The organism is Roseobacter fucihabitans, from assembly GCF_014337925.2.
In the GTDB taxonomy this organism is placed as follows: domain Bacteria; phylum Pseudomonadota; class Alphaproteobacteria; order Rhodobacterales; family Rhodobacteraceae; genus Roseobacter; species Roseobacter fucihabitans.
Window position 1 is genome coordinate 2,405,984 of sequence record NZ_CP143423.1, and the last position, 23,330, is coordinate 2,429,313.

The following is a 23,330-nucleotide window of genomic DNA, read 5'->3' on the forward strand; positions in this document are numbered from 1 at the left end:
AAAGTCGCGCACAGGCCCGCATCGAAAAACCTTAAACTTACCTGACCTCAACCAAGATCGCGTCAAAGCGGAATTGGACCACCTTGCCAGCTTGGCCACTCCACAAACCATGACCGCAGCGGAACAAATATGCAGCGCCCAGCGCATTGATCTGGAAGGGTTGCAGGGCATTCAGGACATCTTGCTTATGCTGGCCATCGATCACTCAAAGATATTGGAACGCGTTGCCGTGCAGGGGTCTTTAATGCAGCGCACGGGCGGTAAGAATTGGTCCGCCTTTCAATTCGAAGACGACGGAAAGCCGTGGGCGCTGGGCGATGACATAGCCCGTGCAAGCTTTGTCGCCGATGCAATCGCTATTCTCGAATTGCCAGAACATCGAAAGCGTGAAGCTGATTGGTACACCTCTATTCGGGTCCACCCAATCACGGGCGAAGAAACCGAAATCGTACAGGCCACCATATACGTTGAGGCCAGCGCGGAAAGCGAATTGACTTTTGGGCCATCCGAAGGGTTGGAACGCCAAGTGGTCCAACGCGTTTTGGAAGTCGGGATCGCTTGCAACGCCAAAGAGCGGATTGTCGAAATTTGCGCCCGTGGAGGAAAAAAGATGCGTGACGAATACGCGTCATCGTTTTCAAAGCATTTTGCCCCGCAATCTGCCCCACCCGTTGAGACGCCACGGCGGGACGTGCTGTTAGCCAACCTGCGCTCACATCCCAGCTTTCCCACAGAACCAGCCGACCGCATTGCAGAGGTCGAAGTATCATCCCTTGAATTTTAGACTGTTGGTGGCGGCTTTGCGCGGTTTGAGCATCGCGGGGATGACGAAACCATTTATCAATTCCTAGAGCGCCAGTTTGGTGGGCAATCCCCCATTCACGCAGCGGGCTGGACGATCATTGGCGCAACACTTCGGATTATGCAAACGCCAGACGACGGAAAGCGGGCCACGACGCTGACTGTGACATTGCGCAGCCCCAACACCACCACCATTCCAAACAAGACCGAAGCAGAACGTCAGTTTGTCATTGCCCTGCTGGATCGCTGGAAACTGATCGCGCCGCCGCCAGAACCGTTTGATGTGATAGAGGCTGTATAATTGAATGCGCTAGACCTGTTTGCCACTTTAGTGATCCAGCGCTGTCGCGTTCGAAGGGCCGAATATTCATCCCTTCCGGCCTATGGCGCGTTGATGAAAGCAAGCCTAATCGAAGAAATTGGTGTTGTTTCATCCATCATCTGCGACGAATGCAGCCAGTCCCATGAAACCAGGGTCGTCTATCAGGGCGAGCAATACGGCCATTATTGCCCTGATTTTGGTTTCGTATCCAAAGCCCGTTCTGAACTGATCGCCACGCAACCGAACTTAAGTGCGTTCGTTGCGCAGATTGCAGACGGCCTAACCTGCAAGAGACGCAAGTCATCGCCCTTAGATAAGGATATCTGGCGCATAGGGGCGCTTGAAAGCCACGCAGGGGACGTCGTTATCTACATGTGCCCTAGCCTTCAGCACGCGCAGGACGTGACGGATTTTCAGTCAGCCGTGACGAACGAAATAAAATCCCCCTTTGGTATTATGCTTACGGTCCAAGGCACATTAACTGTTCCGCCTTATGTCACGGCTCGACTGCAGGACGTTTTAAGCATTGATCCAATAACCGGAACAGTCGTGGTGATTGAAAACCTATGCACCATCGCGGGCGTTCCTAAACAACGCACTGGTGGGCGGCCCAATGATTACAGAAAACCATTAGGCGACCTGATCGCACTTCGGGCCAGCCAAGGCCGCACTTTGCAAGGACGCAACGCCGAAGCAAAGGCGCTGCAGGCGGAGTTTAAGGCCCAGCATCCAAACGCAAAATGTCCATCGCTACCGACAGTTAGAAAGTATGTTTCCGAAGTCAGAAGTGGATCATAACTGGATCAAAACGGGCCGTCTGTTTTGATCCAGCCCACGTCCGCCAAGGTTCATCTGTCACCAAATGATGGAGAATGAACCATGACAACCACGAAGCAAATCAACCAACCAACACCCCCTATCGCGGTATCACCCGACGAAGCCGCACGGCTTGCAGGTATTGGGAGGACAAGCCTTTACGCCGCTTTGGCCAAAGGTGATCTGAAAAGCATAAAGATCGGTTCGCGCCGTTTGATCAAGATCGAGGCCATCCATGAGTGGCTCGCATCCTACCAAACGGACGCGGAGTAAGTCGCCGTGCCAAACCTAAGCCCGCCTGAGCGGTATCAAGTCTTATCATTGCTACACAAAAGCGGAGGCGGCGACACTTGTCGGCGTTTCCACCCGCACCATTGGGAACTGGGCACGGGATGGGTTGCCCCTGTTGGACGCGTCACACCCGCCCCTCATTCGCGGCGATGACTTGCGCAGTCACATCACCGCCCAGCGCGAAGGCCGCAAGGTTAAAACTGATCTATGTGAGTTTTATTGCCTGCGCTGCAGAAAGGGCCGTCGTCCTGCTGGCGAGATGGCGGATTGTAAAATTGAAGGCAACAAAGCCATGCTCACCGCCCTGTGTGACGTCTGTGAAGGTATCGTGTGCAAGCCAATATCCTTGGCCCGCCTTCAAGAAATCCGTTCCAAACTGGACCTCACAATAAAGCGGGCGGAAGCGACATTATAATGGTGGACATAAGCCCCCCTGTACTTCCCATTCGACCACTGCCCCGCGTTGCCTTCAAAAGCCACCCGCTACGCACTGTTTTGAGCCTTGTATTGAGCATACCGACCCTGTTGCGGGTAATGCCGGAATGGCGGGTGTTCTCTGATTACGAAAACTCGGAATTGTACTGCCAGATACCGTGCTGGCCCGCCAAAACTCCCCATCCCAAAATGGCCCCCAAGCTTAGGAACCTACCATGACCAAACGCCCCAACGAGAAGAACGAACGCCTGAAACGCCGCTTTCTGGAATATCGCAAGTTTGCCCGCCAGCTTTCGGACAAGACGCTGGATCGTGAAATCGCAGCCCTTGAACGGTTTGACGTCTGGAACGGGCGCAAGGACTTTGCCCGCTTTCATATTGAGCAGGCTATGGGGTTCCGCACCCACTTGGAACAAAGCAAGACGAAGACTGGAAAGCCTTTGGGCAAATCCACAATGCGATCTGTCTTGGCAACCTTGCGGGAATTTGTCCTGTGGCTTTCTCAGCAAGATGGGTTTCGCAGCCGTATCAGAGCGGCAGACGCGGATTATTTCAATCTATCGCGTCGCGATGAAGCAGAGGCCCGCGCGGCCCCGCCACGTCCTGCACCCAGCATAAACCAAGCCAATCGCGCCCTTGACCTTATGCCCAGCGCCACACCACAACAAAAGCGCGACAAGGCTGTCTTTGCCCTTCTTTGCCTAACAGGTGTTCGTGTCGCGGCTTTGGTATCGCTCAAGATCAAACACATTAATCTGCGGGAACAATCTGTCACCCAAAACCCACGCGAGGTGGCCACCAAATTTGGCAAGGTCATTGATACCTTCTTTGCCAAAGGATTTGATGATGCAGAAACCGCCCTTGCGGACTGGATGACCTATTGCGATGAGGTGGCCCTTTACGGTCCCGATGATCCATTGTTTTCAGCAACCGCTATAGCCGCCAACTCAAATTTAGGTTTCGCAGCAAACGGCTTTACCCGTGAACATTGGAAAACCACCGAACCCGTGCGCAAAATTGTTCGCATAGCGTATGATGCTGCAGGCATTCCCAACTACGGCCCGCATGCCTTTCGTCACATGCTTGCACGCCATGCAGCCAAACATTGCACGTCCGTGGCAGAACTCGTCGTCACCTCTCAAAACCTCGGGCACACAGATGTCTTGACCACCTTGCGCAGTTACGGCCAAATCAGCCGCGATGCACAACGCAAGTTGATTACGGGAACTACGTCTGATGTGGATTGAAACTGCCCAATCTAAGCAACAGCTCGATGTGGGAATAAATGTGGGAACGAAATTCATATTGGGTGAAATTTCACATAAAAATCAACGTACTATACAAGAGTAGTGGCGGAGACGAAGGGATTCGAACCCTCGAGACCCTTCCGGGCCTACTCCCTTAGCAGGGGAGCGCCTTCGACCACTCGGCCACATCTCCACCAATCGGTATAAACGCGCAAATACCTATAATACAAGGCTATTTCTGAGCCTTTTTGAATTTCTTCTGGTAGGCCGTATATGGCAAGAAATAGCACGTTTCGGCATCGATTTTGGGCAAAGTCTGGTCAATTTTTCGAAATTTTTTGTATGAAATAAAAGGATTTAGGGCAAATTTCTGGTCATTGGTTTCCTGAACTCAACTTAACCCTTTGCCAATATCGCAATGGCTTTTGATCGAATGTAGGGCAGAAATGAATGATCGTGAAAATGAAACGCAAAGGGGGCGTGTTGAAAAGTTGAAGGACTTCCCTGAATTCGGCAACGTCGCGGAAATACTAGAAGATCCTCCTGCGCATTGGCCTTGGGGCGATATTTGGGAATTTCATGATTTGATTCTGGCGCAGGGTTTGCGCAATCAACACTTTGGAAATAGATTGCTGAATGCGAAGGATGCCAGGGTGTCAATTGCGATGAAACCCTGGCACCCTGATCCACCCTGGCAATGGCAAATTGACCCCCACTCAAAGACCAGCCCCCGCGAATAGCCGATATCTACTGCCCGTATGGGTAGGCAGATCACCGCGTATCTCGAATGAATAAGACATCGTCGCAATGCTGGGCGCGTGTCTGGCCCGATCTACGCCGAACGCGAATCCTATTTGAGACAGCTCTGGATGGCGGGACGTTTCCATCCTAATCCGCTGCACCCGCCGCTGGACCGCGTGAACATCATGACGCCCTCCGGGGAGATAACCTTGCCTGTCATCGTTGAGCCCGTGCCAGAGGCCTTTGCGCATTAGGGCTTTGCCCCCGGCGCACTTCAAGCAAAACAGATCGAACAGATTATGATCGTTGTCGGTTCCCCCTGAAGGTCTCCCCCAACAACGACGACAATCTTTCGCCGATTTCACCTTCCGTTTGCACCCCCATTCTCGCCGAAGGGCAAGGTTGCATGAGCAACCCATACCCAATGAAAGGGGAAGAAAAAATGAAACAGTTTGAAGGAGATATCAGAATATATGTTGCCTGTCTGGCAGCTTTTAATAACGGCATCCTGCATGGATGCTGGATAGATGCGGAACAGGGATCTTACGCCATCTATGATGATGTAAGAGCGATGCTTGCGGCGTCACCAATGGAAGACGCTGAAGAATGGGCAATCCATGACTACGAAGGCTTTTGTGGCGTACAACTGTCAGAGTATGAGGGTTTTGCCGAGGTCTCAGAGTTGGCGGCGTTCATCTCGGAACATGGCGAGATCGGCGGACGGCTTGTCAACCATCTGAGCAGTTTGGATGACGCGAAGAAGGCCATCGAGGACGCCTATGAGGTGAGTACAAATCCTTGGCTGAGTTTGCCGAGGAATTGACCGAGCAAAGCACCGACATCCCCGAAAGCTTGCGCTTCTACATCGACTATGAAGCGATGGCGCGGGATATCGAAATCAATGATGTCTTCACCATCGATACAGGCTTTGAGCAAGTCCACGTGTTCTGGAGCCATTGATATGAGCACAGAGAGATACAGACTGACATGGCAGGGCATTGTGGGAGTGGCCATATCAATTAGTCACGCTTGATCGCAGATGCCAGCCGATCAAAGCTTATTTCAATCAACTCCCGTGTGGTACCAGCTGCTTTTTTCAACAGGCTACGTGACCCTTTACCTTTTTTTTCAATACAATGCCTATACCGAACGGCGTCTTCGACGAACTTATGTTCGGTATTGTTTGTCACCTGAAACACGCGCTTTAGACACACAAAACGCTAACGCTTGTTAACTCTGATTACGTAATTCCCTACCCTCTTAACCACCCGTTAAGGGTTTCTTCTCACAATGTAGTATAGGAGGGCTAATGATGGCTTTTGCTTTCGTATTTGTGGGCGGTATATCAGGTTTTATTGCCGCGGTCGCGACCCTACTCACGGGCCACGGCCTCTGGCAGGCTTTACTCAACTACTGGTGGGCGGCGGCGGCGGCCTTTATTTGCCTCGCAGCGGTTTTCTCTTTGGTCACTCTGGCACGTATTGTGAACCGAAAGTTCCTCCATACCATCGGCCTGAATGCGGATAGCGGATCATAGCGCCGCTTCTGAAGATTGAGGCTTGCGCGAAACGAAGAGGTTTCCGGCACTGCGCGCCTAGCCAAAGATCTTGCGCCACATCGGCGTGATGAGTTTTTCGCCCAGCGGTATCAGCGCCAAACCCAATGCAACGCCCAAAATACCATCCATGATCGCTTTGGCCGCCCATGTGCCCGCGCCTGTCACGTTATCCGGCATCGCATGACCAATCGCCTCGGCTACGTCGTGAATATGGTGCCCCAACCAAGGCAAACCCAGCACTTCCAATCCATGAACGATAATGCTGCCGCCGACCCATAACATCGCCGCCGTACCAATAACAGTGAGGCCCCACATCACCCCCGGCATGGCCTTTACGATGGCGCGACCCAAAGCGCGCGTCACAACCAATCGCCCCCTGGCCGCCATGGCCAGTCCCAGATCATCCGCCTTGACGATCAAAGCCACTGAACCGTACACCACCACCGTGATCATGATCGCAACCGTGGCCAGCGTCGCAGCCTCCATCCAGAAATTGCTTGGCGGGATTGCTGCCAAAGAAATCGTCATGATCTCCGCGGACAGGATGAAATCTGTCTTGATGGCCCCCGCAGCTTTTTGCTCTTCGAGATGCGCAGGATCGTGGATTTCGCCACTTTGCTCGGGCGACTCCACATGCGCATGCCCGCCCATCCCAAGCGCATGGGCGATCTTTTCCGCGCCTTCAAAACAAAGGTACGCCCCTCCAATCATTAGCAAAGGCGTAATCAGCCAGGGCACAAAATTCGACAGCAAAAGTCCGATGGGCAAAAGATAGACCAGTTTGTTGACAAAAGACCCTTTGGCGATCCGCCAAATGACTGGTAGCTCACGATCCGCCGTGAACCCCTGGACGTATTTGGGTGTCACCGCCGCATCATCGATCACCGCACCTGCTGACTTCGCTCCGGCCTTTGCCGCCTGCCCGATCACGTCATCGACCGAAGCGGCCGCAACCTTGGCGATTCCCGCGACGTCGTCCAATAGCGCTAACAATCCGCTCATTCTTGCCGCCCCACCCCCAAAAACCTGCCAATAATTTTTTAAAGCGCCCAACGCCGCTTTGCAATCGTGATTAAGCGCACACGTAAGACGTGCATTAACCATAAAGCGCCGAGGTTTAACGCTAACATAATGAAAACAAAACGCTTTAAGCATTCCTCAAAAACAACAAAACCGCTATAGAGCATGAAATTCAGCGGTGTGGAGTGCAGTCATGACGATCAGAGTTGGTATCAATGGTTTTGGACGCATCGGACGTTGCACGCTATCCTACATCGCGACATCGGGGCGCAACGATATTGATGTGGTGGCGGTAAATGCCACGGGACCGCTGGAAACGGCGGCGCATCTGATCAAATACGACTCCGTCCATGGCCGTTTCCCCGGTGACGTCATCGTCGGGGCGAATTCGCTTGATCTGGGCCGAGGCCCGATCCGGATGATGTCGACTTACGATATGAACGCGCTCGATTGGGGTGATGTTGATGTCGTTTTGGAATGCACCGGACAGTTCAACGATGGCGAGAAAGCCAAAACCCATATCGAGCGCGGTGCAAAACGCGTTTTGATCTCCGCGCCGGCCAAACATGTGGACCGCACCATCGTATATGGCGTGAACCACCGCGATTTGCTGCCCAGCGATACGATGATATCAAATGGGTCCTGTACCACCAATTGCCTGGCACCTTTGGCCAAGGTCATGGATGAGGCGATCGGGATCGAACGCGGCATCATGACAACGATCCACTCCTATACGGGCGACCAACCAACGCTGGACCGGCGGCATGATGATCTCTATCGCGCACGTGCTGCCGCGATGGCCATCATCCCCACCTCCACAGGGGCCGCAAAAGCATTGGGTGAAGTTCTGCCACAGCTTGCCGGGAAACTCGATGGCACCGCGATCCGTGTGCCGACGCCCAATGTATCGGCCGTTGATCTGACATTTGAAGCCGCGCGTGATGTGACGGTCGAGGAGGTGAACGCCGCCTTGCAAGCCGCGGCGCTGGGTCCAATGTCCCGCGTTATGGCCTATGACTCAGAGGCAAAGGTGTCGATTGATTTCAACCATACCGAACATAGCTGCATTGTGGCGCCGGATCAGACCAAAGTCGTTGCGGGGCGGACGGTACGTGTGCTTGCATGGTATGACAATGAATGGGCGTTTTCTGCCCGTATGGCCGACGTCGCCGTCAGTATGGGCCATCTGGGCTGATCTTCCGCAGACTTGCGGGCTCCAGAACAGACTGTCATACGCATCTGTAGTCGGAACCGATCGCGGACCCGACAAAGAGCATTCGGAAGGCAATCTATGAGGAGTGGCAAGGCCATCGCCCCTGGGCTTATTGTGTTAGTGCTTCTGTTTACGGATCAGTTATTTTTTTGGTGCCGATACCATCGTTTTCAGGGGCAAAAAACTCTTCGAGTTCAAAGAATGGCTGGCGTTTTGGCGATGAGTCTCAATCAATTTGCAAACAAGCCTGACAACATTTGCAAAGTATACGCAAAATGAAAATCAGACTGGGAATCAACGGGTTTGGTCGTATTGGGCGGACCGTTCTGCGCGCACTGGTGGAAAGCGGCAGGCGTGAGTTTGAGGTTGTGGCGGTCAACGATCTGCATCCCAGCGATACTCTGGGCCATCTTTTTGAATATGACAGCCTGCATGGACGCCACCGCCCCGGAGTCCAGATCACCGAAAACACCATCGATGTTGGTTTGGGGCCGATACGCGTCACAGCACAACCCGATCCCGCGCTTTTGCCTTGGCAGGACGTTGACATTGCGCTCGAATGTAGCGGCGCTTTTACGACCCCCGAGGCGGCGTTGCGCCATTTGCAAAATGGGACGCGGCGCGTGTTGCTCTCCGCCCCCGCAAAAGGGGACATAAAGACGGTCGTTTTTGGCGTCAACGATGAGATCATCACCGCAGAAGACCTGCTGATTTCAAACGCCTCCTGCACGACCAATTGCCTCGTTCCGGTGGCGCAGGTATTGCATGGCACCTTCGGGATCGAGCGCGGTATGATGACAACCGTACATTGCTATACGGGAAATCAACCGATCCAGGACGCCCCGCATGTCGATCCCAATCGTGGGCGCGCGGCGGGCCTGTCGATGATCCCGACCACGACCGGCGCCGGGGAAAGCCTCGGGTTGGTCTTGCCTGAGCTCGCCGGTCGGATCACCGCGCAGGCGATCCGGGTCCCAACGCCCAATGTATCTTGTTGTGACCTCAGTGTGGAACTGCGCCGTGACGTCAGCGTCGGCACCGTCAACGCAGCCTTTGACGCGGCCGCAACCGGTGCGCTGTCAGGAATCCTTGCGACCACCCCGGACAGGCTGGTGTCTTCGGACCTCAAAAAGGATCCTAACAGTGCGATCATTGCTCTGGATCAGACCCGCGTACAGAGCGGTTCCTGGGTCCGGGTTTTGGCATGGTATGACAATGAATGGGGATTTTCCAACAGGTTGCTGGACACGGCAGGACGCATGGGCCGCTTTCTCTAAATCTTGCCCAACCGCGCCATGAGCTGTGATCGCACCTGCGGCGTCACAAATTTACTGACATCCCCATCCAGACGCGCAATCTCCTTGACGAGCTTGCTTGCAATTGCCTGATGTTGTGCCTCCGCCATCAGGAAAATCGTCTCAATCCCATCATCCAGCTGGCGGTTCATGCCAACCATTTGATATTCGTATTCGAAATCCGCAACCGCACGCAGCCCGCGCAGGATGATCTGCGCCCCGACGTCACGCGCGCAGTCAATCAGCAGATTTTCAAAGGGGTGCACGATAATTTCAATGCCTTGCTGCGCGGCCAGGCCTGCACATTCGGCCTCCACCATCGCGACACGTTCTTCGAAATCAAACAGCGGCCCCTTGTCGCGATTTATTGCAACACCGATGACGAGACGATCCACCAAGGTGCTTGCCCGTCTGATAATATCGAGATGGCCCAATGTGATGGGATCAAAAGTGCCCGGATAGAGGCCAACACGCATGTGGTCTCTCCTGTAATTAGATTTGGTCACAAACGACCACTTTGCGTCCATGATTGCAAGCCATTTACCGCGACTAAGACAGGCAATGGATTACATTAAATCAATGCCCCATGATCATGCCTTCAAGGGCATTTTTCTCCATCGACAGCTCCATGAGCTTTGCCTTGACCACATCGCCTAGCGAAATGACCCCGATCAATACACCGGCATTCAGCACTGGCATGTGACGAAACCGCCCATCGGTCATCTGCTGCAAGACCGAATCTGCGGCCTCCTCCTGTCCACAGGTCACAAGCCTTGTGGTCATCAGGGTTTCGACGGTATGGCTCAGACACCCCGCCCCCCGCGCACCGATCTCGCGCACTATATCGCGTTCAGACAGAATGCCATCCGCCGTCGCACCATCGCGTGACACCACGACCGTACCAATCCGCTTTTCCGAGAGGATCTTGGCGGCCTCCGCAATGGACAATGTAGGGGAAACCGTCACAACGTCTTGCTGTGCCTTGGTTTTCAGGATCTGGGATACCAACATGCCGGACCTCCTTAAAACGTGTTGAAGACAAAACCAGCGTCACCGCAAAGCGTCCTCAAGTCAAGCCAGCCCTTCCAATCGCGCCACTTCCGCCCGCAACCCGGTACTCAGCGCCTGCGCAAAACGGCTCAAACGCGGGTTACGCTGATCATCCGTGTGGCGAATGAGATAGAAAGCGCGTGTCAGGCTGATCTGATCGATCAGGATCCGCCGCACGCCCGGCATTGCAGGGATTGAAAAATCATGGGCGACCCCGACGCCGCCGCCCTGCCGGATCCAGTTGATCTGCACCGACACTGAATTTGACGCCAAGGGTACCCGCGTGATGCCCAGGTCGCCAAGATAGTCCAACTCGCGATCGAAAATCATGTCCGGGATGTAGCCGACAAGCCTGTGATGCTTGAGATCAGAAGCGGATTGGATAGGCGGATGCGCCGCCAGATAGGCCTCAGATGCGGCCAGATGCAAATGATACTCGGTGATCTTCTGCACGACCAGCCGCCCTGCAGTGGGCGCGCTCACAGCAATCGCCATATCCGCCTCGCGTCGCGACAGGTTGAACACCCTTGGCAATGCGACGATCTGAATATCGAGATCCGGGTTGTCATCCGAAATGGCCGCGCAGACCTGCGGCAACAGATAATTGGCGCTGCCATCCGGTGCGCCGATGCGAATTTGTCCGGTCAATCGATCCGTTGTGTCCGGCAACTCAGCGATCGCACTGCGCATTGCGCGCTCCGCCGTTTCTGCCCTGCTCAATAGGGCGGCCCCTGCATCGGTGAGGCTGTAGCCTTGGGGTGATTTTGCAAATAGCGTGGCCTGCAATGCCGCCTCCAGCCGCTGCATTCTGCGCCCCACGGTGGCCGGATCAAGTCGCAAGACCTTGCCGGCCCCTGACAGGGTTTCTTCGCGCGCAACCGCCAGAAACAAGCGCAGGTCATCCCAATTGGTATACAAACTGAACCCTCTCCGGACATAATGCGGCACCGCTCGCCCCCATAAGAGGCGAGCATAATGCAAAAACGCAAAATAACTTTGCCACCTTGCCTCTTTCACCTTGGTTTTTGCAAGCCTATGGTGCCCAACAAGAACGACTCCCCGCTTTTGTGCGGCGGTCCAACACGTAATACAATGACGGCACCCTGAATTCGGAGAAGACCATGCAAGAATTAACCCACTACCTGAACGGCGCACATGTCAAAGGCACCTCCGGGCGCTTTGCAGACGTCATGAACCCGGCGACGGGTGAGGTTCAAGCCAAATGCCCCCTCGCCTCCAAGGCCGAAGTCGAGCAGGCCGTGGCCATCGCCGCCGCCGCGCAACCGGCATGGGCCGCCGTGAACCCGCAGCGCCGGGCGCGCGTCATGATGAAATTCGTGGATTTGCTGAACCGCGACATGGACAAGCTGGCCGAGGCGCTCAGCCGTGAACACGGCAAGACGCTGCCGGATGCGGCCGGCGACGTGCAACGCGGGCTCGAAGTGGTGGAATATTGCATCGGCGCGCCGCAGCTGCTCAAGGGCGACTATACCGATAGCGCGGGCCCCGGCATCGACATGTATTCCATGCGACAGGCGCTTGGCGTGACGGCCGGAATCACGCCGTTTAACTTCCCTGCGATGATCCCGATGTGGATGTTTGCGCCCGCCATCGCCTGCGGCAACGCCTTCATCCTCAAACCCTCCGAGCGGGACCCTTCCGTGCCCTTGATGCTGGCGGAATTGATGGAAGAGGCCGGTCTGCCCAAGGGCATCCTGCAAGTGGTGAATGGTGACAAAGAAGCCGTCGACGCCCTATTGCACGACGAGATCGTGCAATCCATCGGCTTCGTCGGCTCCACGGCGATTGCTGAATATATCTACGGCACAGGCTGCGCGAACGGCAAGCGCGTCCAGTGTTTTGGCGGTGCCAAGAACCACATGATCATTATGCCCGACGCCGATTTGGACCAAGCAGCGGATGCGTTGATCGGCGCCGGATACGGGGCGGCGGGCGAACGCTGCATGGCGATCTCGGTGGCCGTACCCGTCGGAGATGAAACTGCGGACCGGCTGATCGAAAAGCTGGTGCCGCGTATCGAAAAGCTGAAAGTTGGCCCCTATACGGCGGGCGCGGACGTGGATTACGGCCCTGTCGTCACGGCGGCCGCCAAGGCGAATATCGAGCGTCTTGTGCAAACCGGTATTGATCAGGGCGCGAAACTGGTCGTGGATGGGCGCAATTTTAACCTGCAAGGCTATGAGGACGGTTTTTTTGTCGGCCCGCATCTGTTTGATCACGTGACCAAGGATATGGACATTTATAAGCATGAGATCTTCGGTCCGGTCTTGTCGACCGTGCGGGCACAAAGTTATGAGGAGGCCCTGGGTCTGGCCATGGATCACGAATATGGCAACGGAACCGCAATCTTTACCCGCGACGGCGATGCGGCGCGCGATTTTGCCAACCGGGTCAATGTGGGCATGATCGGTGTGAATGTGCCAATCCCCGTTCCGCTGGCTTATCACACGTTCGGCGGATGGAAAAAATCCATGTTTGGCGATTTGAACCAGCATGGGCCAGATGCGTTCAAATTCTACACGCGTACAAAAACCATCACGTCACGCTGGCCCTCCGGCATCAAGGAAGGTGGCGAATTCAACTTCAAGCCGATGGAATAAAAGAATTGGGGCGGTTCAAAGAACCGCCCCGAACCGTTTAAAATTCGTCTCTTTCAAATATTCCACGGCATCCTTCGATGCCACACCCCCGTGTTACCGAGAGCAACATCCAGCAATCAGCCGGAATCCCAATTACCCGTCCTTCGGTTATATCCACCACCCTAGGCTCCGAACCCTCGCACGACTTCATGCAAGACAAAACTCCAATGTGGCGACCCCGAAAGCGAAAACATTCGCTACCCAGCGGAAATATACCACAAGCGGAGTTTTGCCGCAAAGGATAACGTTCGAAAAATATTGCGCGGCTGGGCAGGATAATAACTCCATCTTACCGAGTAAAATTGGCCTTTCTTTTCATCACTTTGACGTTCAGAGTTTTATATTTTCATAATGTCAACCTAAGATTGAAATTTCATAAATCGGCGATGTGATTCAGCTTAAAATCGATCAAAATTTACAGATTTCCCGTATTACGATCTTTTTGCTTGACGTAATGATTCGAGGATTCTGTCATCGCACTATCGCGATGATACAACTTCATCGCTCAGCGCACCTTGAAAGCGGTGACCTGCCGCGCGATACATGAGCGAAACCGGTTTCGGGGATGGTTCGCAGTGAAAGACATTAAAATCAAGGTGACCGGCACGACAGGACGCATCACGCTTGACCGCCCGGATGCGTTGAACGCGGTAACCTATCAGATGTGTCTCGCGATCGAAACGGCGCTCGACACCTGGCGCGAAGACACGGGTGTGAGCCAAGTGGTGCTGGACGGCGCTGGGGAACGGGCCTTCTGTTCAGGGGGTGATATTGCGGAACTTTACGCTGCGGGGTTACGGTGGGATTTCGGCTTCGGACAAAGGTTCTGGGCGGATGAATACAGGTTAAACGCGAAAATCTTTGCCTACCCCAAGCCAATTATTTCATTTCTACAGGGGTTCACGATGGGTGGCGGGGTCGGGATCGGCTGTCACGGCTCCCATCGCATCGTCGGCGAAAGTAGCAAGATCGCGATGCCTGAATGCGGTATCGGCCTCGTTCCGGACGTTGGCGGCAGCCTTATGCTTGCGCTGGCACCGGGGCGGCTGGGCGAATACTTGGCTTTGACGGCAGCGCGGATGTCAGCGGGTGATGCTATTCTTGCCGGATTTGCTGATTTATTCATACCGCAGGCGCATTGGCCCGATTTAATCCGACGACTGGAAAACGGCGAAACGCCCGAGTGCCTTCAAGCAGCCAGCGCACCTGCCCCCGCAGAGGGTCTTGCAGGATTACAACCCCTGATTGATAGCCACTTTGGCGGGGAAACACTGGGGGACATCCAGAACAGTTTGCAACGCGACCATAGCGACTTTGCAAAGCAGGCGACAAAGAGTCTTCGCCGCAACAGCCCGCTCTCCATGGCCTGCGCGGTGGAGATCATCCACCGATTGCGCGGCCCCTCCGCGAGCATCGAAAAAGCTCTCGACCTTGAATATCGCTTCACATCACGCGCCATGGAGCACGGTGATTTCATCGAAGGTATCCGCGCCGCGATCATAGACAAGGATCGCAAGCCAAACTGGCAATATGCAAACAGAAATGTTCCCGCGATTGCGGTCAGTAAAATGCTTATGCCTTTGGGAGAAAACACATTGAAACTGGAGGAGACACGCATGAGCGCGATCAAGGTTGGGTTTATCGGGTTGGGAAATATGGGCGCGCCTATGGCGGCAAATCTGGCCAGAGCGGGGTGTATCGTGAGCGGTTTTGACACCGCTTTAACATCACCCGAGGGCGTCACAATTGTATCCGACCCCGCCGCTGCGGCGCAGAATGCCGATGTCGTCATCACCATGCTTCCCAACGGCGCGATCCTGAAGCAGGTTGCGGCTTGCGTTCTGCCGACCATGCCCAAGGGCGCGTTGTTGCTGGATTGCTCCACCGTGGACGTGGAGAGCGCGCGCGATGTGGCCGCACAGGCGGAAGACGCCGGTATCCTGTTTGTTGATGCGCCGGTTTCTGGCGGGATCGGCGGCGCGGCGGCGGGCAGTTTGACCTTCATGGCGGGCGGCAGTGACACGGCGTTCGCCAAAGCAAAGCCGATGTTCGATATCATGGGTCAGAAGTCCGTCCATTGCGGTGCATCCGGTGCAGGTCAAGCTGCCAAGATCTGCAATAATATGATCCTGGGGGCCACGATGGTGGCAACATGTGAAGCTTTTGCCCTTGCCGATAAACTTGGACTGGATCGCCAAAAGATGTTTGACGTCGTCAGCACCTCCTCAGGGAGCAGTTGGTCGATGAACACCTATTGCCCGGCACCAGGCATTGGCCCAGAGACGCCCGCAGATAATGAATATACCCCCGGCTTTGCATCGGAACTTATGGTAAAAGACCTCGGCTTGTCTCAACAGGCCGCGGCGGCCGTAGATGCGGATACGCCAATGGGCGCATTGGCTCTTGCGCTCTACACCCGATTTGTCGAGGAGGAGGAGGGTTTGGGCAAGGATTTCTCCGCCATGTTGCCGCGATTTGTCGCGCGCAGCAGGCCCAGCTAGGTCGCAAACAGACCGCCACCTCCAGAAAAGCAAGGTAGAATTGCGGCAAATAACAGCGAGCCGCGATGACCAGAGCCTTTCACCAGTTTGCCGCCGAGTTGAGCTATGACGATCTCCCCGAGGCCGTTCTTAAAGTCTTGCGCCGCTCTTTTCTGGACACGATGGGGGTTGCGGCAATTGGCTCTACGACCACGATGGCTTTGATCGCCCGCGACACGGCATTGGCGATGTTCGGTGCCGGGACGATTGGCGCGAGCCGCATCCTCATGCACGGTGCCCGCCTCAGCCCCGCGGGTGCGGCGATGGCGGGCGGCTTCATCATAGACAGTGTCGACGCACATGACGGAACATCACCCTGCAAAGGGCACGCGGGATCGGCGGTTTTCCCGGCCCTGCTGGCCATGGGTGACATTAAGGACGATATTGACGGCATTGAATTTGCGTTACTTTTAGCCATCGCCTATGAGGTCAGTTACCGAGCGGGTCTGGCTCAACACGCCACCTGCCCAGATTACCATACCTCTGGTGCCTGGACGGCGGTCGGCGTTGCGACAGCCTGCGCCCGCGCGCTGGACTGCAGCGCGGATCAGATCAGGCACGCGGCGGGGATCGGTGAATATCATGGCCCCCGCAGTCAGATGATGCGCTGCATTGATCATCCCACAATGCTGCGCGACGGGGTCGGATGGGGTGCGCCCTCCGGTATAACGGCGGCCTTTCTCGCACAGCGAGGGTTTACCGGTGCCCCGGCCCTGACCTGCGAAGAGGCTCCGACCTTCTGGGAAGACCTCGGCATGGCATGGCGGTTGGCAGAGGATACGCATTACAAACCCTATCCCTGCTGCCGATGGGCACATCCTGCACTGGATGCCGCGCAGGAGCTGATGCGCGATCATGATCTGCATCACAGCCAGATTGAGCGCGTCGAAATCCGCACCTTCCACAACGCCACGCGCCTGGCCGGGCACCAACCGAAGACGCCTGATGAATTTGCCTATGCCATCGCCTTTCCCGTGGCCGCCATGATTGTACGTGGACAGGTTGGCGTGCCGGAACTGGCCGAAGAAACCCTCCGGGACCCGGATATTGTGAACATAAGCAAAGCCACAGAACTTATTGATGATGATCACTTTACCGCCATCAGTGACGGCAAGAGATGGGCGCAGGTGGCGTTTTATCTGCGCGATGGGCGCCGGGTTGAAGCCGCTCCACGCACCCCGCGCGGAGATACCGATTTGCCCCTGTCAGACACTGAAATCTCCGAGAAATTCCACCTCTTCGCCGACCCTGTGCTCGGCCCGGCGCGCGCTCACGAGATTGAAACCCTCGCGATTGAATTTGACCAGCTTTCTCGGGCCGATTTCGCGCGGCTGCGGGATCTTTGTTTATCCCCACCGCCGGGTGCATATAGTAGTTAGCCTCTGGATTAACCTTACTCAGCGGCCACGCGTTTCGTCTGCTCGAGCATGGGCTTGAGGTATTTACCGGTATAGCTTTCGGCCACATCCGCCACTTTTTCCGGTGTCCCGGTCGCCACGATGCGCCCACCGCCATCACCGCCTTCCGGACCGATATCGATGATATGATCCGCCGTTTTCACCACATCAAGATTGTGTTCGATCACGATGACCGAATTGCCGTGATCCACCAGTTCATGGAGCACTTCCAAGAGCTTACGCACATCCTCAAAATGCAAACCGGTCGTGGGCTCGTCCAGAATATAAAGCGTGCGCCCCGTCGAGCGTTTGCTGAGCTCCTTTGACAGTTTCACGCGCTGCGCCTCACCACCAGACAGCGTTGTCGCCTGCTGCCCGACCTTGATGTATCCAAGCCCGACCCGCATCAACGCATCCATCTTTTCGCGGATCGACGGCACCGCCTGAAAGAAGGTCTGCGCGCCTTCAACCGTCATATCAAGAACGTCCGCTATACTCTTGCCTTTAAAGGTAACTTCCAGCGTTTCGCGGTTATATCTCTTGCCCTTGCAGGTCTCGCATTCCACATACATATCCGGCAAAAAATGCATCTCGATCTTGATGACACCATCGCCCTGACAGGCTTCGCAACGCCCCCCCTTGACGTTGAAGGAAAACCGCCCCGGCTTGTAGCCGCGTGTTTTGGCCTCGGGCAGACCGGCAAACCAATCGCGGATGGGCGTAAACGCCCCGGTGTAGGTCGCAGGGTTGGAGCGCGGTGTGCGCCCGATGGGACGCTGATCAATGTCGATGACTTTATCGAGATGTTCCAGCCCCTTGATCGTTTCGCATGGAGCCGGGGTTTGGCGCGCACCATTGAGTTGCATCGAGGCGGTCTTGAACAGCGTCTCGATGGTCAGCGTGGATTTACCCCCGCCCGACACACCCGTCACACAGACGAATTTGCCCAGCGGATAGTCCACGGTCACGTTTTGCAGATTGTTGCCGGTAGCCTTGACGATCTGCAGTTTTTTCTTATTGCCCTTGCGGCGCGTCGCTGGGATCGCAATCTCGCGCTTGCCGGTCAAATATTGCCCGGTGATGGAATTTGGATCATTGGCGACCTTTTCCGGCGTGCCGTGGCTGACGACCTGACCGCCGTGAATGCCCGCGCCGGGGCCAATGTCGAATACGTAATCCGCCTCGCGGATGGCCTCCTCATCATGCTCAACCACAATCACCGTATTGCCTTGATCACGCAGGTTTTTCAACGTCAGCAGCAGACGGTCATTGTCGCGTTGATGCAGCCCGATGGAGGGTTCATCGAGCACATAGAGCACGCCCGTGAGGCCCGACCCGATCTGACTCGCCAAGCGAATCCGCTGGCTTTCTCCGCCCGAAAGCGTCCCGGAATTACGGCTGAGCGTGAGGTATTCGAGGCCGACGTTGTTCAGAAACCCAAGCCTCTCACGGATCTCCTTGAGAATGGCACGCGCGATTTCGTTTTTCTGATTTGTCAGATGCTCCGGGACGGTCTGGCACCAATCATAGGCCTCGCGGATCGACATCTGCACGACCTCGCCCACATGCAGCCCTGCGATTTTCACGGCCAAGGCTTCGGCGCGCAACCGGAACCCGCCGCAGGTACCACAGGAGCGATTATTCTGATAGCGCTCAAACTCTTCGCGGATCCAATTGCTGTCGGTCTCCCGATAACGCCTCTCCATATTCGGGATCACGCCCTCAAAGACGCGGGTCACCTGATAGACGCGCCCGCCCTCGTCATAACGGAACTTGATTTCTTCGGTGCCAGAACCGTAAAGAAACACCTGCTGCACGTTGGCGGGCAGGTCCTTCCACTTGTCCGTCTGTTTGAACTTGTAATGTTTGGCAATGGCCTCAATGGTTTGCAGGAAATAGGGGCTTTTCCCTTTGCGCCAGGGGGCCAAAGCACCGTCATAGATTTTCAGGTTCTGATCCGGCACCACAAGGCGTTCGTCAAAGAACAACTCGACCCCCAAACCATCACATTCCGGGCAGGCCCCAAAGGGCGCGTTGAAGGAAAACAGGCGCGGTTCAATCTCGGGAATGGTGAAGCCGCTCACCGGGCAGGCGAATTTCTCCGAAAACGTGCTGCGTTCGGGATCACCCTCGCTGGGGGCCGTTTCCAGGATCGCGATGCCATCGGCCAGATCAAGTGCTGTGCGCAATGAATCGGCCAGACGGGTTTCCAGACCTTCCCGCACCACGATCCGGTCAACGACCACATCAATGTCATGGCGGAACTTCTTGTCCAGCGTCGGCGGCTCATCGAGTTCATAGAATTCCCCATCCACCTTGACGCGCTGAAATCCCTGCTTGCGCAGCTCCAGAAATTCTTTGCGGTATTCGCCTTTGCGGTCGCGGATGATGGGCGCAAGCAGATAGGCGCGGGTTCCCTCCTCCATCTTCATGACGCGGTCGACCATGTCCTGAACCTGTTGGGCCTCGATGGGCTTACCGGTCGCGGGCGAAAAAGGCGTGCCGACACGGGCAAACAACAGCCGCATGTAGTCGTAGATTTCCGTGACCGTCCCCACGGTGGAGCGCGGGTTCTTAGAGGTGGTCTTCTGCTCGATGGAAATCGCCGGGGACAGGCCCGATATGTGATCCACATCCGGTTTCTGCATCATGTCGAGGAACTGGCGCGCGTAGGCCGAGAGCGATTCGACATAGCGGCGCTGCCCTTCGGCATAGATCGTATCAAAGGCCAGAGAGGATTTGCCCGACCCTGAAAGTCCCGTAATCACAACCAGTTGGTCGCGCGGAATATCCACGTCGATGTTCTTTAGATTATGTTCGCGCGCACCGCGCACTTCGATATGTTTCAATTCGGCCATCAGGCACCCCCGTATCACAGCCTAGACATAGGGGGATTGATCGGAAACGCCAATGCAAAATTGAGAACAAAAGGTAAACTTCAACCATGACGGCGGCGGCGGGCCAGTATCAAATGCGCGCTGCCCCCCAAAACAAACGCCACCCCCGCCAGCAAGGGCAGCGCGGCATAGCCCATCGCGCCAGCAGCCACGGCCATCACCGGCGTGCCGAGCGTGTTGCCGACATTGCCCATCTGCGCCATGGCCCCATTAGCTTGCGCTTGGGTTTCGGGGTTTGTGTTGAGTTGGGGAACGGCGGCAAAGCTCGCCCCCTGAATGAGCCCCATGGCACCGGACAGTGCAAGACAGGCAATGGCATTTCCGGGCATCACCCAAAGCCAAACCATGGTCAGGGCACTTCCCGCGAAACCGATCAAAACAACCCAAACTGCGGGCATCAAGCGCAACAAAGCCACGCCCACCGTCATTGACACGGCGATGCTGGTCAGCGGCATCGCCCCCATGACCAAGGCACGTGTTTGCGGCGCGATGTAGAGTGGCAAAACCGTGAGAATGGAGACAAAGCAGAACGTATAGAACAGCCAGCCGATGGCAGGTGCGGAAATGGACGCCGAGCGGTAAATCACGCCATGATCGCGCAATATTTGCACCGCTGACAGCGGCGGCAATGGGGTATCGAGCCTCAACGCCTGCAAGCGCGCCCCCAAAAAAAGCGCGAAACCCGCCATGTAAAGCGCATGCGCGATCAGCAGCGCAGGCACGCCCCGCCAGGCCACAAGCGGCAGGCCGGCCCAAGCCAAGAGCGCAAACGCCACGCCAAAGAAGGTTCCCCAGAGAGTGAGCGCCAGGCCGCGGTCCTTGGGCGCGCAAAGCTGCGAAATGAGCGTGGGTGCGGCGACGACGATGGCCAAATGCGATACCCCCTCCAGCGCGCGGCTGAGCAACATCCAGGGCAAGGGCGGCAACAGCGCCTGAAACGCCGAGATCGCCGCCCCGATCCACAACGCCCAGAGCAGCGCGCGCCGGTAGCGCACGCGCGTCACCACGAGCCCGGCGGCGACGCCCAGGAAGATGCCCAATATGCCGACGCTGGAAACGATTAACCCGAGCGCCGCGCCAGCCTGCGGATAGATGGCCGGTAATTGATCAAAAACCGCACTGAACTTGCCATATTGCGCCGCAGCGCCCAGGCCAGCCCCCCAGAGCGCGAGGATCAGGAACCAGTCTGATTTTTCACGGATCATCGGGTATCGACCGCATTGCTACACCACTGGTACGGCGGTTGCGCAGGAACACAGCTGTCGGGAGGGGCGGCACCAGGATCGCCAGCGTTATGACAACCCACATTGCCGCTTTGAGTTTGGAGAACGGTCGCGAGTCCCAGACGGTGCTTTGGAGCACTGCGCTGGCGTCCATCGCATGGGATTTCGGAACGGTTATCGCGATCCCGCCGACGGGTACGAAATATTGCGGAAAAAGGCCGGAAAAATAAGTGCTTTGCGTGAAAACCGGGATATCCTGCGCGCGCAACTGTGAAACGGCCAGACCATGTGCCGCCGCTCCGTAAGCATGGGCAATGGGAACAAGGCTGGACCTATTGAGTTTTGCCACGCTGGGTCCCGCCGTTTATTAACGCGTTACATATGGATGACGCGGTCGTAAGCGTCCAGCACGCTTTCATGCATCATTTCCGACAAGGTGGGGTGCGGGAAGACGGTGTTCATCAGGTCCTCTTCGGTGGTCTCCAACTGGCGACCGACCACATAGCCCTGGATCAACTCGGTAACTTCGGCCCCGATCATATGCGCGCCCAGTAACTCGCCCGTTTTAGCGTCAAAGATGGTCTTGATCATGCCTTCTGGCTCGCCAAGGGCAATCGCCTTACCATTGCCGATAAAGGGGAAGCGGCCCACCTTGATCTCATAGCCCAACTCCTTGGCCTTGGCCTCAGTATAGCCCACGGAGGCGACCTGCGGATGGCAATACGTACAACCCGCGATGGTTTCGGGTTTGACGGGATGCGCGTGTTTGCCCGCGATCAGGTCGGCCACCATGACGCCCTCGTGGCTGGCTTTATGGGCGAGCCACGGTGCACCGGCAATGTCACCGATGGCATAGAGCCCCTCGACCCCGGTGCGACAAAATTCATCCGTCACGACATGGGTGCGGTCGATCTTCACGCCCAAAGCTTCAAGACCCAGCCCCTCGACGTTGCCAACGATCCCGACGGCGGAGATCACCGTATCAAAATCATGCTTCTCGACCTTGCCACCGGTCTCGATATGGGCGGTTACTTTACCTTTGGCGCGATCAAGCTGCTTGACCATCGCTTTTTGCATGATCTTCATGCCCTGTTTCTCAAAGGCCTTCTTGGCGAAGGCAGAGATTTCGGCGTCCTCTACCGGCAGCACGCGGTCCATGACTTCAACTACGGTCGTATCCGCCCCCAGTGTGTTATAAAAGCTGGCGAACTCGATGCCGATCGCGCCGGAGCCAATCACCAGCAGCTTTTTGGGCATATGTTTGGGTTCAAGCGCGTGTTTATAGGTCCAGACCAGATCGCCATCCGCTTCCAGCCCCGGCAGGGTGCGCGCGCGCGCACCGGTGGCCAGCACGATGTTCTTGGAGGTCAGCTCCTCGGAGCCCTTGTCGGTTTTCACGGTGACCTTGCCCTTGGCGGGGATCGAAGCTTCGCCCATGAACACCGTGACTTTGTTCTTCTTCATCAGATGACCGATGCCACCCGACAATTGGCCCGCCACTTTGCGTGACCGTTTAACGACGGCGTCCAGATCATAGCCGATGTTATCCGCCTTGAGGCCGAACTCTTTGGCCCGGTGCATCAGGTGGAAAACCTCGGAAGAGCGCAGCATGGCCTTGGTCGGGATACAACCCCAGTTGAGGCAAATACCGCCCAGATGTTCCCGTTCAATGATCGCAACAGACATGCCCAATTGCGCACCGCGGATCGCCGCGACATAGCCACCGGGCCCCGCCCCAATCACGATAAGGTCAAAGGATTTCGCTGCCATGTCATGTCCTCGCTGATGGGGGTGCTCAAATATAGTTTACCGTTAAACTATATT

The 23,330-nt window shown here is 56.0% G+C and carries 21 protein-coding genes, 1 tRNA gene and 1 pseudogene; 14 read left to right on the forward strand and 9 right to left on the reverse strand.

What is annotated here, in order from left to right; all coding sequences use genetic code 11:
- The first annotated feature begins 91 nt into the window (after positions 1–91).
- The 5 genes from ROLI_RS11780 to ROLI_RS11800 all read left to right on the forward strand — a co-directional run bounded on the left by ROLI_RS11780 (position 92) and on the right by ROLI_RS11800 (position 3,912).
- Complete coding sequence (locus ROLI_RS11780) at positions 92–784, forward strand: hypothetical protein (protein ID WP_222869731.1); 693 nt, start codon at positions 92–94, stop codon at positions 782–784.
- Between the two features lie 138 nt (positions 785–922).
- The gene (locus tag ROLI_RS11785; protein ID WP_187432368.1) at positions 923–1,102 is read left to right on the forward strand and encodes a hypothetical protein; all 180 of its coding nucleotides are present in this window, start codon (positions 923–925) and stop codon (positions 1,100–1,102) included.
- Positions 1,103–1,921, forward strand: coding sequence for a hypothetical protein (locus ROLI_RS11790; RefSeq protein WP_187432369.1), 819 nt, complete (start codon positions 1,103–1,105; stop codon positions 1,919–1,921).
- A gap of 81 nt (positions 1,922–2,002) precedes the next feature.
- Positions 2,003–2,212: a helix-turn-helix domain-containing protein gene (locus ROLI_RS11795; RefSeq protein WP_187432370.1), complete on the forward strand. Its 210-nt coding sequence runs from the start codon at positions 2,003–2,005 to the stop codon at positions 2,210–2,212.
- Between the two features lie 668 nt (positions 2,213–2,880).
- Positions 2,881–3,912, forward strand: coding sequence for a tyrosine-type recombinase/integrase (locus tag ROLI_RS11800; protein ID WP_338469158.1), 1,032 nt, complete (start codon positions 2,881–2,883; stop codon positions 3,910–3,912).
- A gap of 103 nt (positions 3,913–4,015) precedes the next feature.
- On the opposite strand, the gene ROLI_RS11805 is transcribed toward ROLI_RS11800, so the two are convergent.
- Positions 4,016–4,105, reverse strand: a tRNA-Ser gene (locus ROLI_RS11805).
- Positions 4,106–4,358: 253 nt separating this feature from the next.
- On the opposite strand from ROLI_RS11805, the gene ROLI_RS11810 reads away from it, so the two are divergent.
- From ROLI_RS11810 to ROLI_RS11825, 4 genes and pseudogenes are all read left to right on the forward strand, one after another.
- Positions 4,359–4,652 (forward strand): hypothetical protein, encoded by a 294-nt coding sequence (locus ROLI_RS11810; RefSeq protein ID WP_187429668.1) that lies wholly within the window; start codon positions 4,359–4,361, stop codon positions 4,650–4,652.
- A gap of 78 nt (positions 4,653–4,730) precedes the next feature.
- Positions 4,731–4,907 (forward strand): hypothetical protein, encoded by a 177-nt coding sequence (locus tag ROLI_RS11815; protein ID WP_222869469.1) that lies wholly within the window; start codon positions 4,731–4,733, stop codon positions 4,905–4,907.
- Between the two features lie 188 nt (positions 4,908–5,095).
- Positions 5,096–5,613, forward strand: a pseudogene (locus ROLI_RS11820) (antirestriction protein ArdA).
- A 349-nt stretch (positions 5,614–5,962) separates the two neighbouring features.
- Positions 5,963–6,190 carry a hypothetical protein gene (locus tag ROLI_RS11825; protein ID WP_187429667.1) on the forward strand — a complete coding sequence of 76 codons (228 nt, stop codon included), beginning with the start codon at positions 5,963–5,965 and terminating at the stop codon, positions 6,188–6,190.
- A 57-nt stretch (positions 6,191–6,247) separates the two neighbouring features.
- Here ROLI_RS11825 and ROLI_RS11830 read toward each other — a convergent pair whose 3' ends face one another.
- Positions 6,248–7,213 carry a DUF808 domain-containing protein gene (locus ROLI_RS11830; RefSeq protein ID WP_187429666.1) on the reverse strand — a complete coding sequence of 322 codons (966 nt, stop codon included), beginning with the start codon at positions 7,211–7,213 and terminating at the stop codon, positions 6,248–6,250.
- 211 nt (positions 7,214–7,424) lie between these two features.
- On the opposite strand from ROLI_RS11830, the gene gap (ROLI_RS11835) reads away from it, so the two are divergent.
- Complete coding sequence (gene gap, locus ROLI_RS11835) at positions 7,425–8,426, forward strand: type I glyceraldehyde-3-phosphate dehydrogenase (RefSeq protein ID WP_187429665.1); 1,002 nt, start codon at positions 7,425–7,427, stop codon at positions 8,424–8,426.
- A 293-nt stretch (positions 8,427–8,719) separates the two neighbouring features.
- The gene (gene gap, locus ROLI_RS11840; protein ID WP_187429664.1) at positions 8,720–9,721 is read left to right on the forward strand and encodes a type I glyceraldehyde-3-phosphate dehydrogenase; all 1,002 of its coding nucleotides are present in this window, start codon (positions 8,720–8,722) and stop codon (positions 9,719–9,721) included.
- On the opposite strand, the gene coaD is transcribed toward gap (ROLI_RS11840), so the two are convergent.
- The 3 genes from coaD to ROLI_RS11855 form a co-directional block, all read right to left on the reverse strand.
- Positions 9,718–10,215, reverse strand: a complete 498-nt coding sequence (coaD, locus tag ROLI_RS11845) for a pantetheine-phosphate adenylyltransferase (protein WP_187429663.1) — start codon at positions 10,213–10,215, stop codon at positions 9,718–9,720. The two genes, gap (ROLI_RS11840) and coaD, sit on opposite strands and share 4 nt — an antisense overlap.
- A gap of 100 nt (positions 10,216–10,315) precedes the next feature.
- Positions 10,316–10,750, reverse strand: a complete 435-nt coding sequence (locus tag ROLI_RS11850) for a CBS domain-containing protein (RefSeq protein WP_187429662.1) — start codon at positions 10,748–10,750, stop codon at positions 10,316–10,318.
- A 60-nt stretch (positions 10,751–10,810) separates the two neighbouring features.
- Positions 10,811–11,707 (reverse strand): LysR family transcriptional regulator, encoded by an 897-nt coding sequence (locus tag ROLI_RS11855; RefSeq protein WP_187429661.1) that lies wholly within the window; start codon positions 11,705–11,707, stop codon positions 10,811–10,813.
- Positions 11,708–11,910: 203 nt separating this feature from the next.
- On the opposite strand from ROLI_RS11855, the gene ROLI_RS11860 reads away from it, so the two are divergent.
- The 3 genes from ROLI_RS11860 (at position 11,911) to ROLI_RS11870 (ending at position 17,368) form a co-directional block, all read left to right on the forward strand.
- A complete protein-coding gene (locus ROLI_RS11860; RefSeq protein ID WP_187429660.1) occupies positions 11,911–13,410 on the forward strand; it encodes a CoA-acylating methylmalonate-semialdehyde dehydrogenase in 1,500 nt (499 codons plus the stop codon).
- Positions 13,411–14,024: 614 nt separating this feature from the next.
- Positions 14,025–15,950 carry a 3-hydroxyisobutyrate dehydrogenase gene (mmsB, locus tag ROLI_RS11865; protein ID WP_187429659.1) on the forward strand — a complete coding sequence of 642 codons (1,926 nt, stop codon included), beginning with the start codon at positions 14,025–14,027 and terminating at the stop codon, positions 15,948–15,950.
- Positions 15,951–16,015: 65 nt separating this feature from the next.
- Positions 16,016–17,368, forward strand: coding sequence for an MmgE/PrpD family protein (locus ROLI_RS11870; protein ID WP_187429658.1), 1,353 nt, complete (start codon positions 16,016–16,018; stop codon positions 17,366–17,368).
- A 14-nt stretch (positions 17,369–17,382) separates the two neighbouring features.
- Here ROLI_RS11870 and uvrA read toward each other — a convergent pair whose 3' ends face one another.
- The 4 genes from uvrA to lpdA form a co-directional block, all read right to left on the reverse strand.
- Positions 17,383–20,244 carry an excinuclease ABC subunit UvrA gene (gene uvrA / locus ROLI_RS11875; RefSeq protein ID WP_187429657.1) on the reverse strand — a complete coding sequence of 954 codons (2,862 nt, stop codon included), beginning with the start codon at positions 20,242–20,244 and terminating at the stop codon, positions 17,383–17,385.
- An 80-nt stretch (positions 20,245–20,324) separates the two neighbouring features.
- Positions 20,325–21,488, reverse strand: a complete 1,164-nt coding sequence (locus ROLI_RS11880) for an MFS transporter (protein ID WP_187429656.1) — start codon at positions 21,486–21,488, stop codon at positions 20,325–20,327.
- Complete coding sequence (locus ROLI_RS11885; RefSeq protein ID WP_187429655.1) at positions 21,478–21,855, reverse strand: hypothetical protein; 378 nt, start codon at positions 21,853–21,855, stop codon at positions 21,478–21,480. The genes ROLI_RS11880 and ROLI_RS11885 overlap by 11 nt, the downstream gene beginning before the upstream one ends.
- A gap of 26 nt (positions 21,856–21,881) precedes the next feature.
- Positions 21,882–23,276, reverse strand: a complete 1,395-nt coding sequence (gene lpdA, locus ROLI_RS11890) for a dihydrolipoyl dehydrogenase (RefSeq protein ID WP_187429654.1) — start codon at positions 23,274–23,276, stop codon at positions 21,882–21,884.
- Positions 23,277–23,330 lie beyond the last annotated feature (54 nt).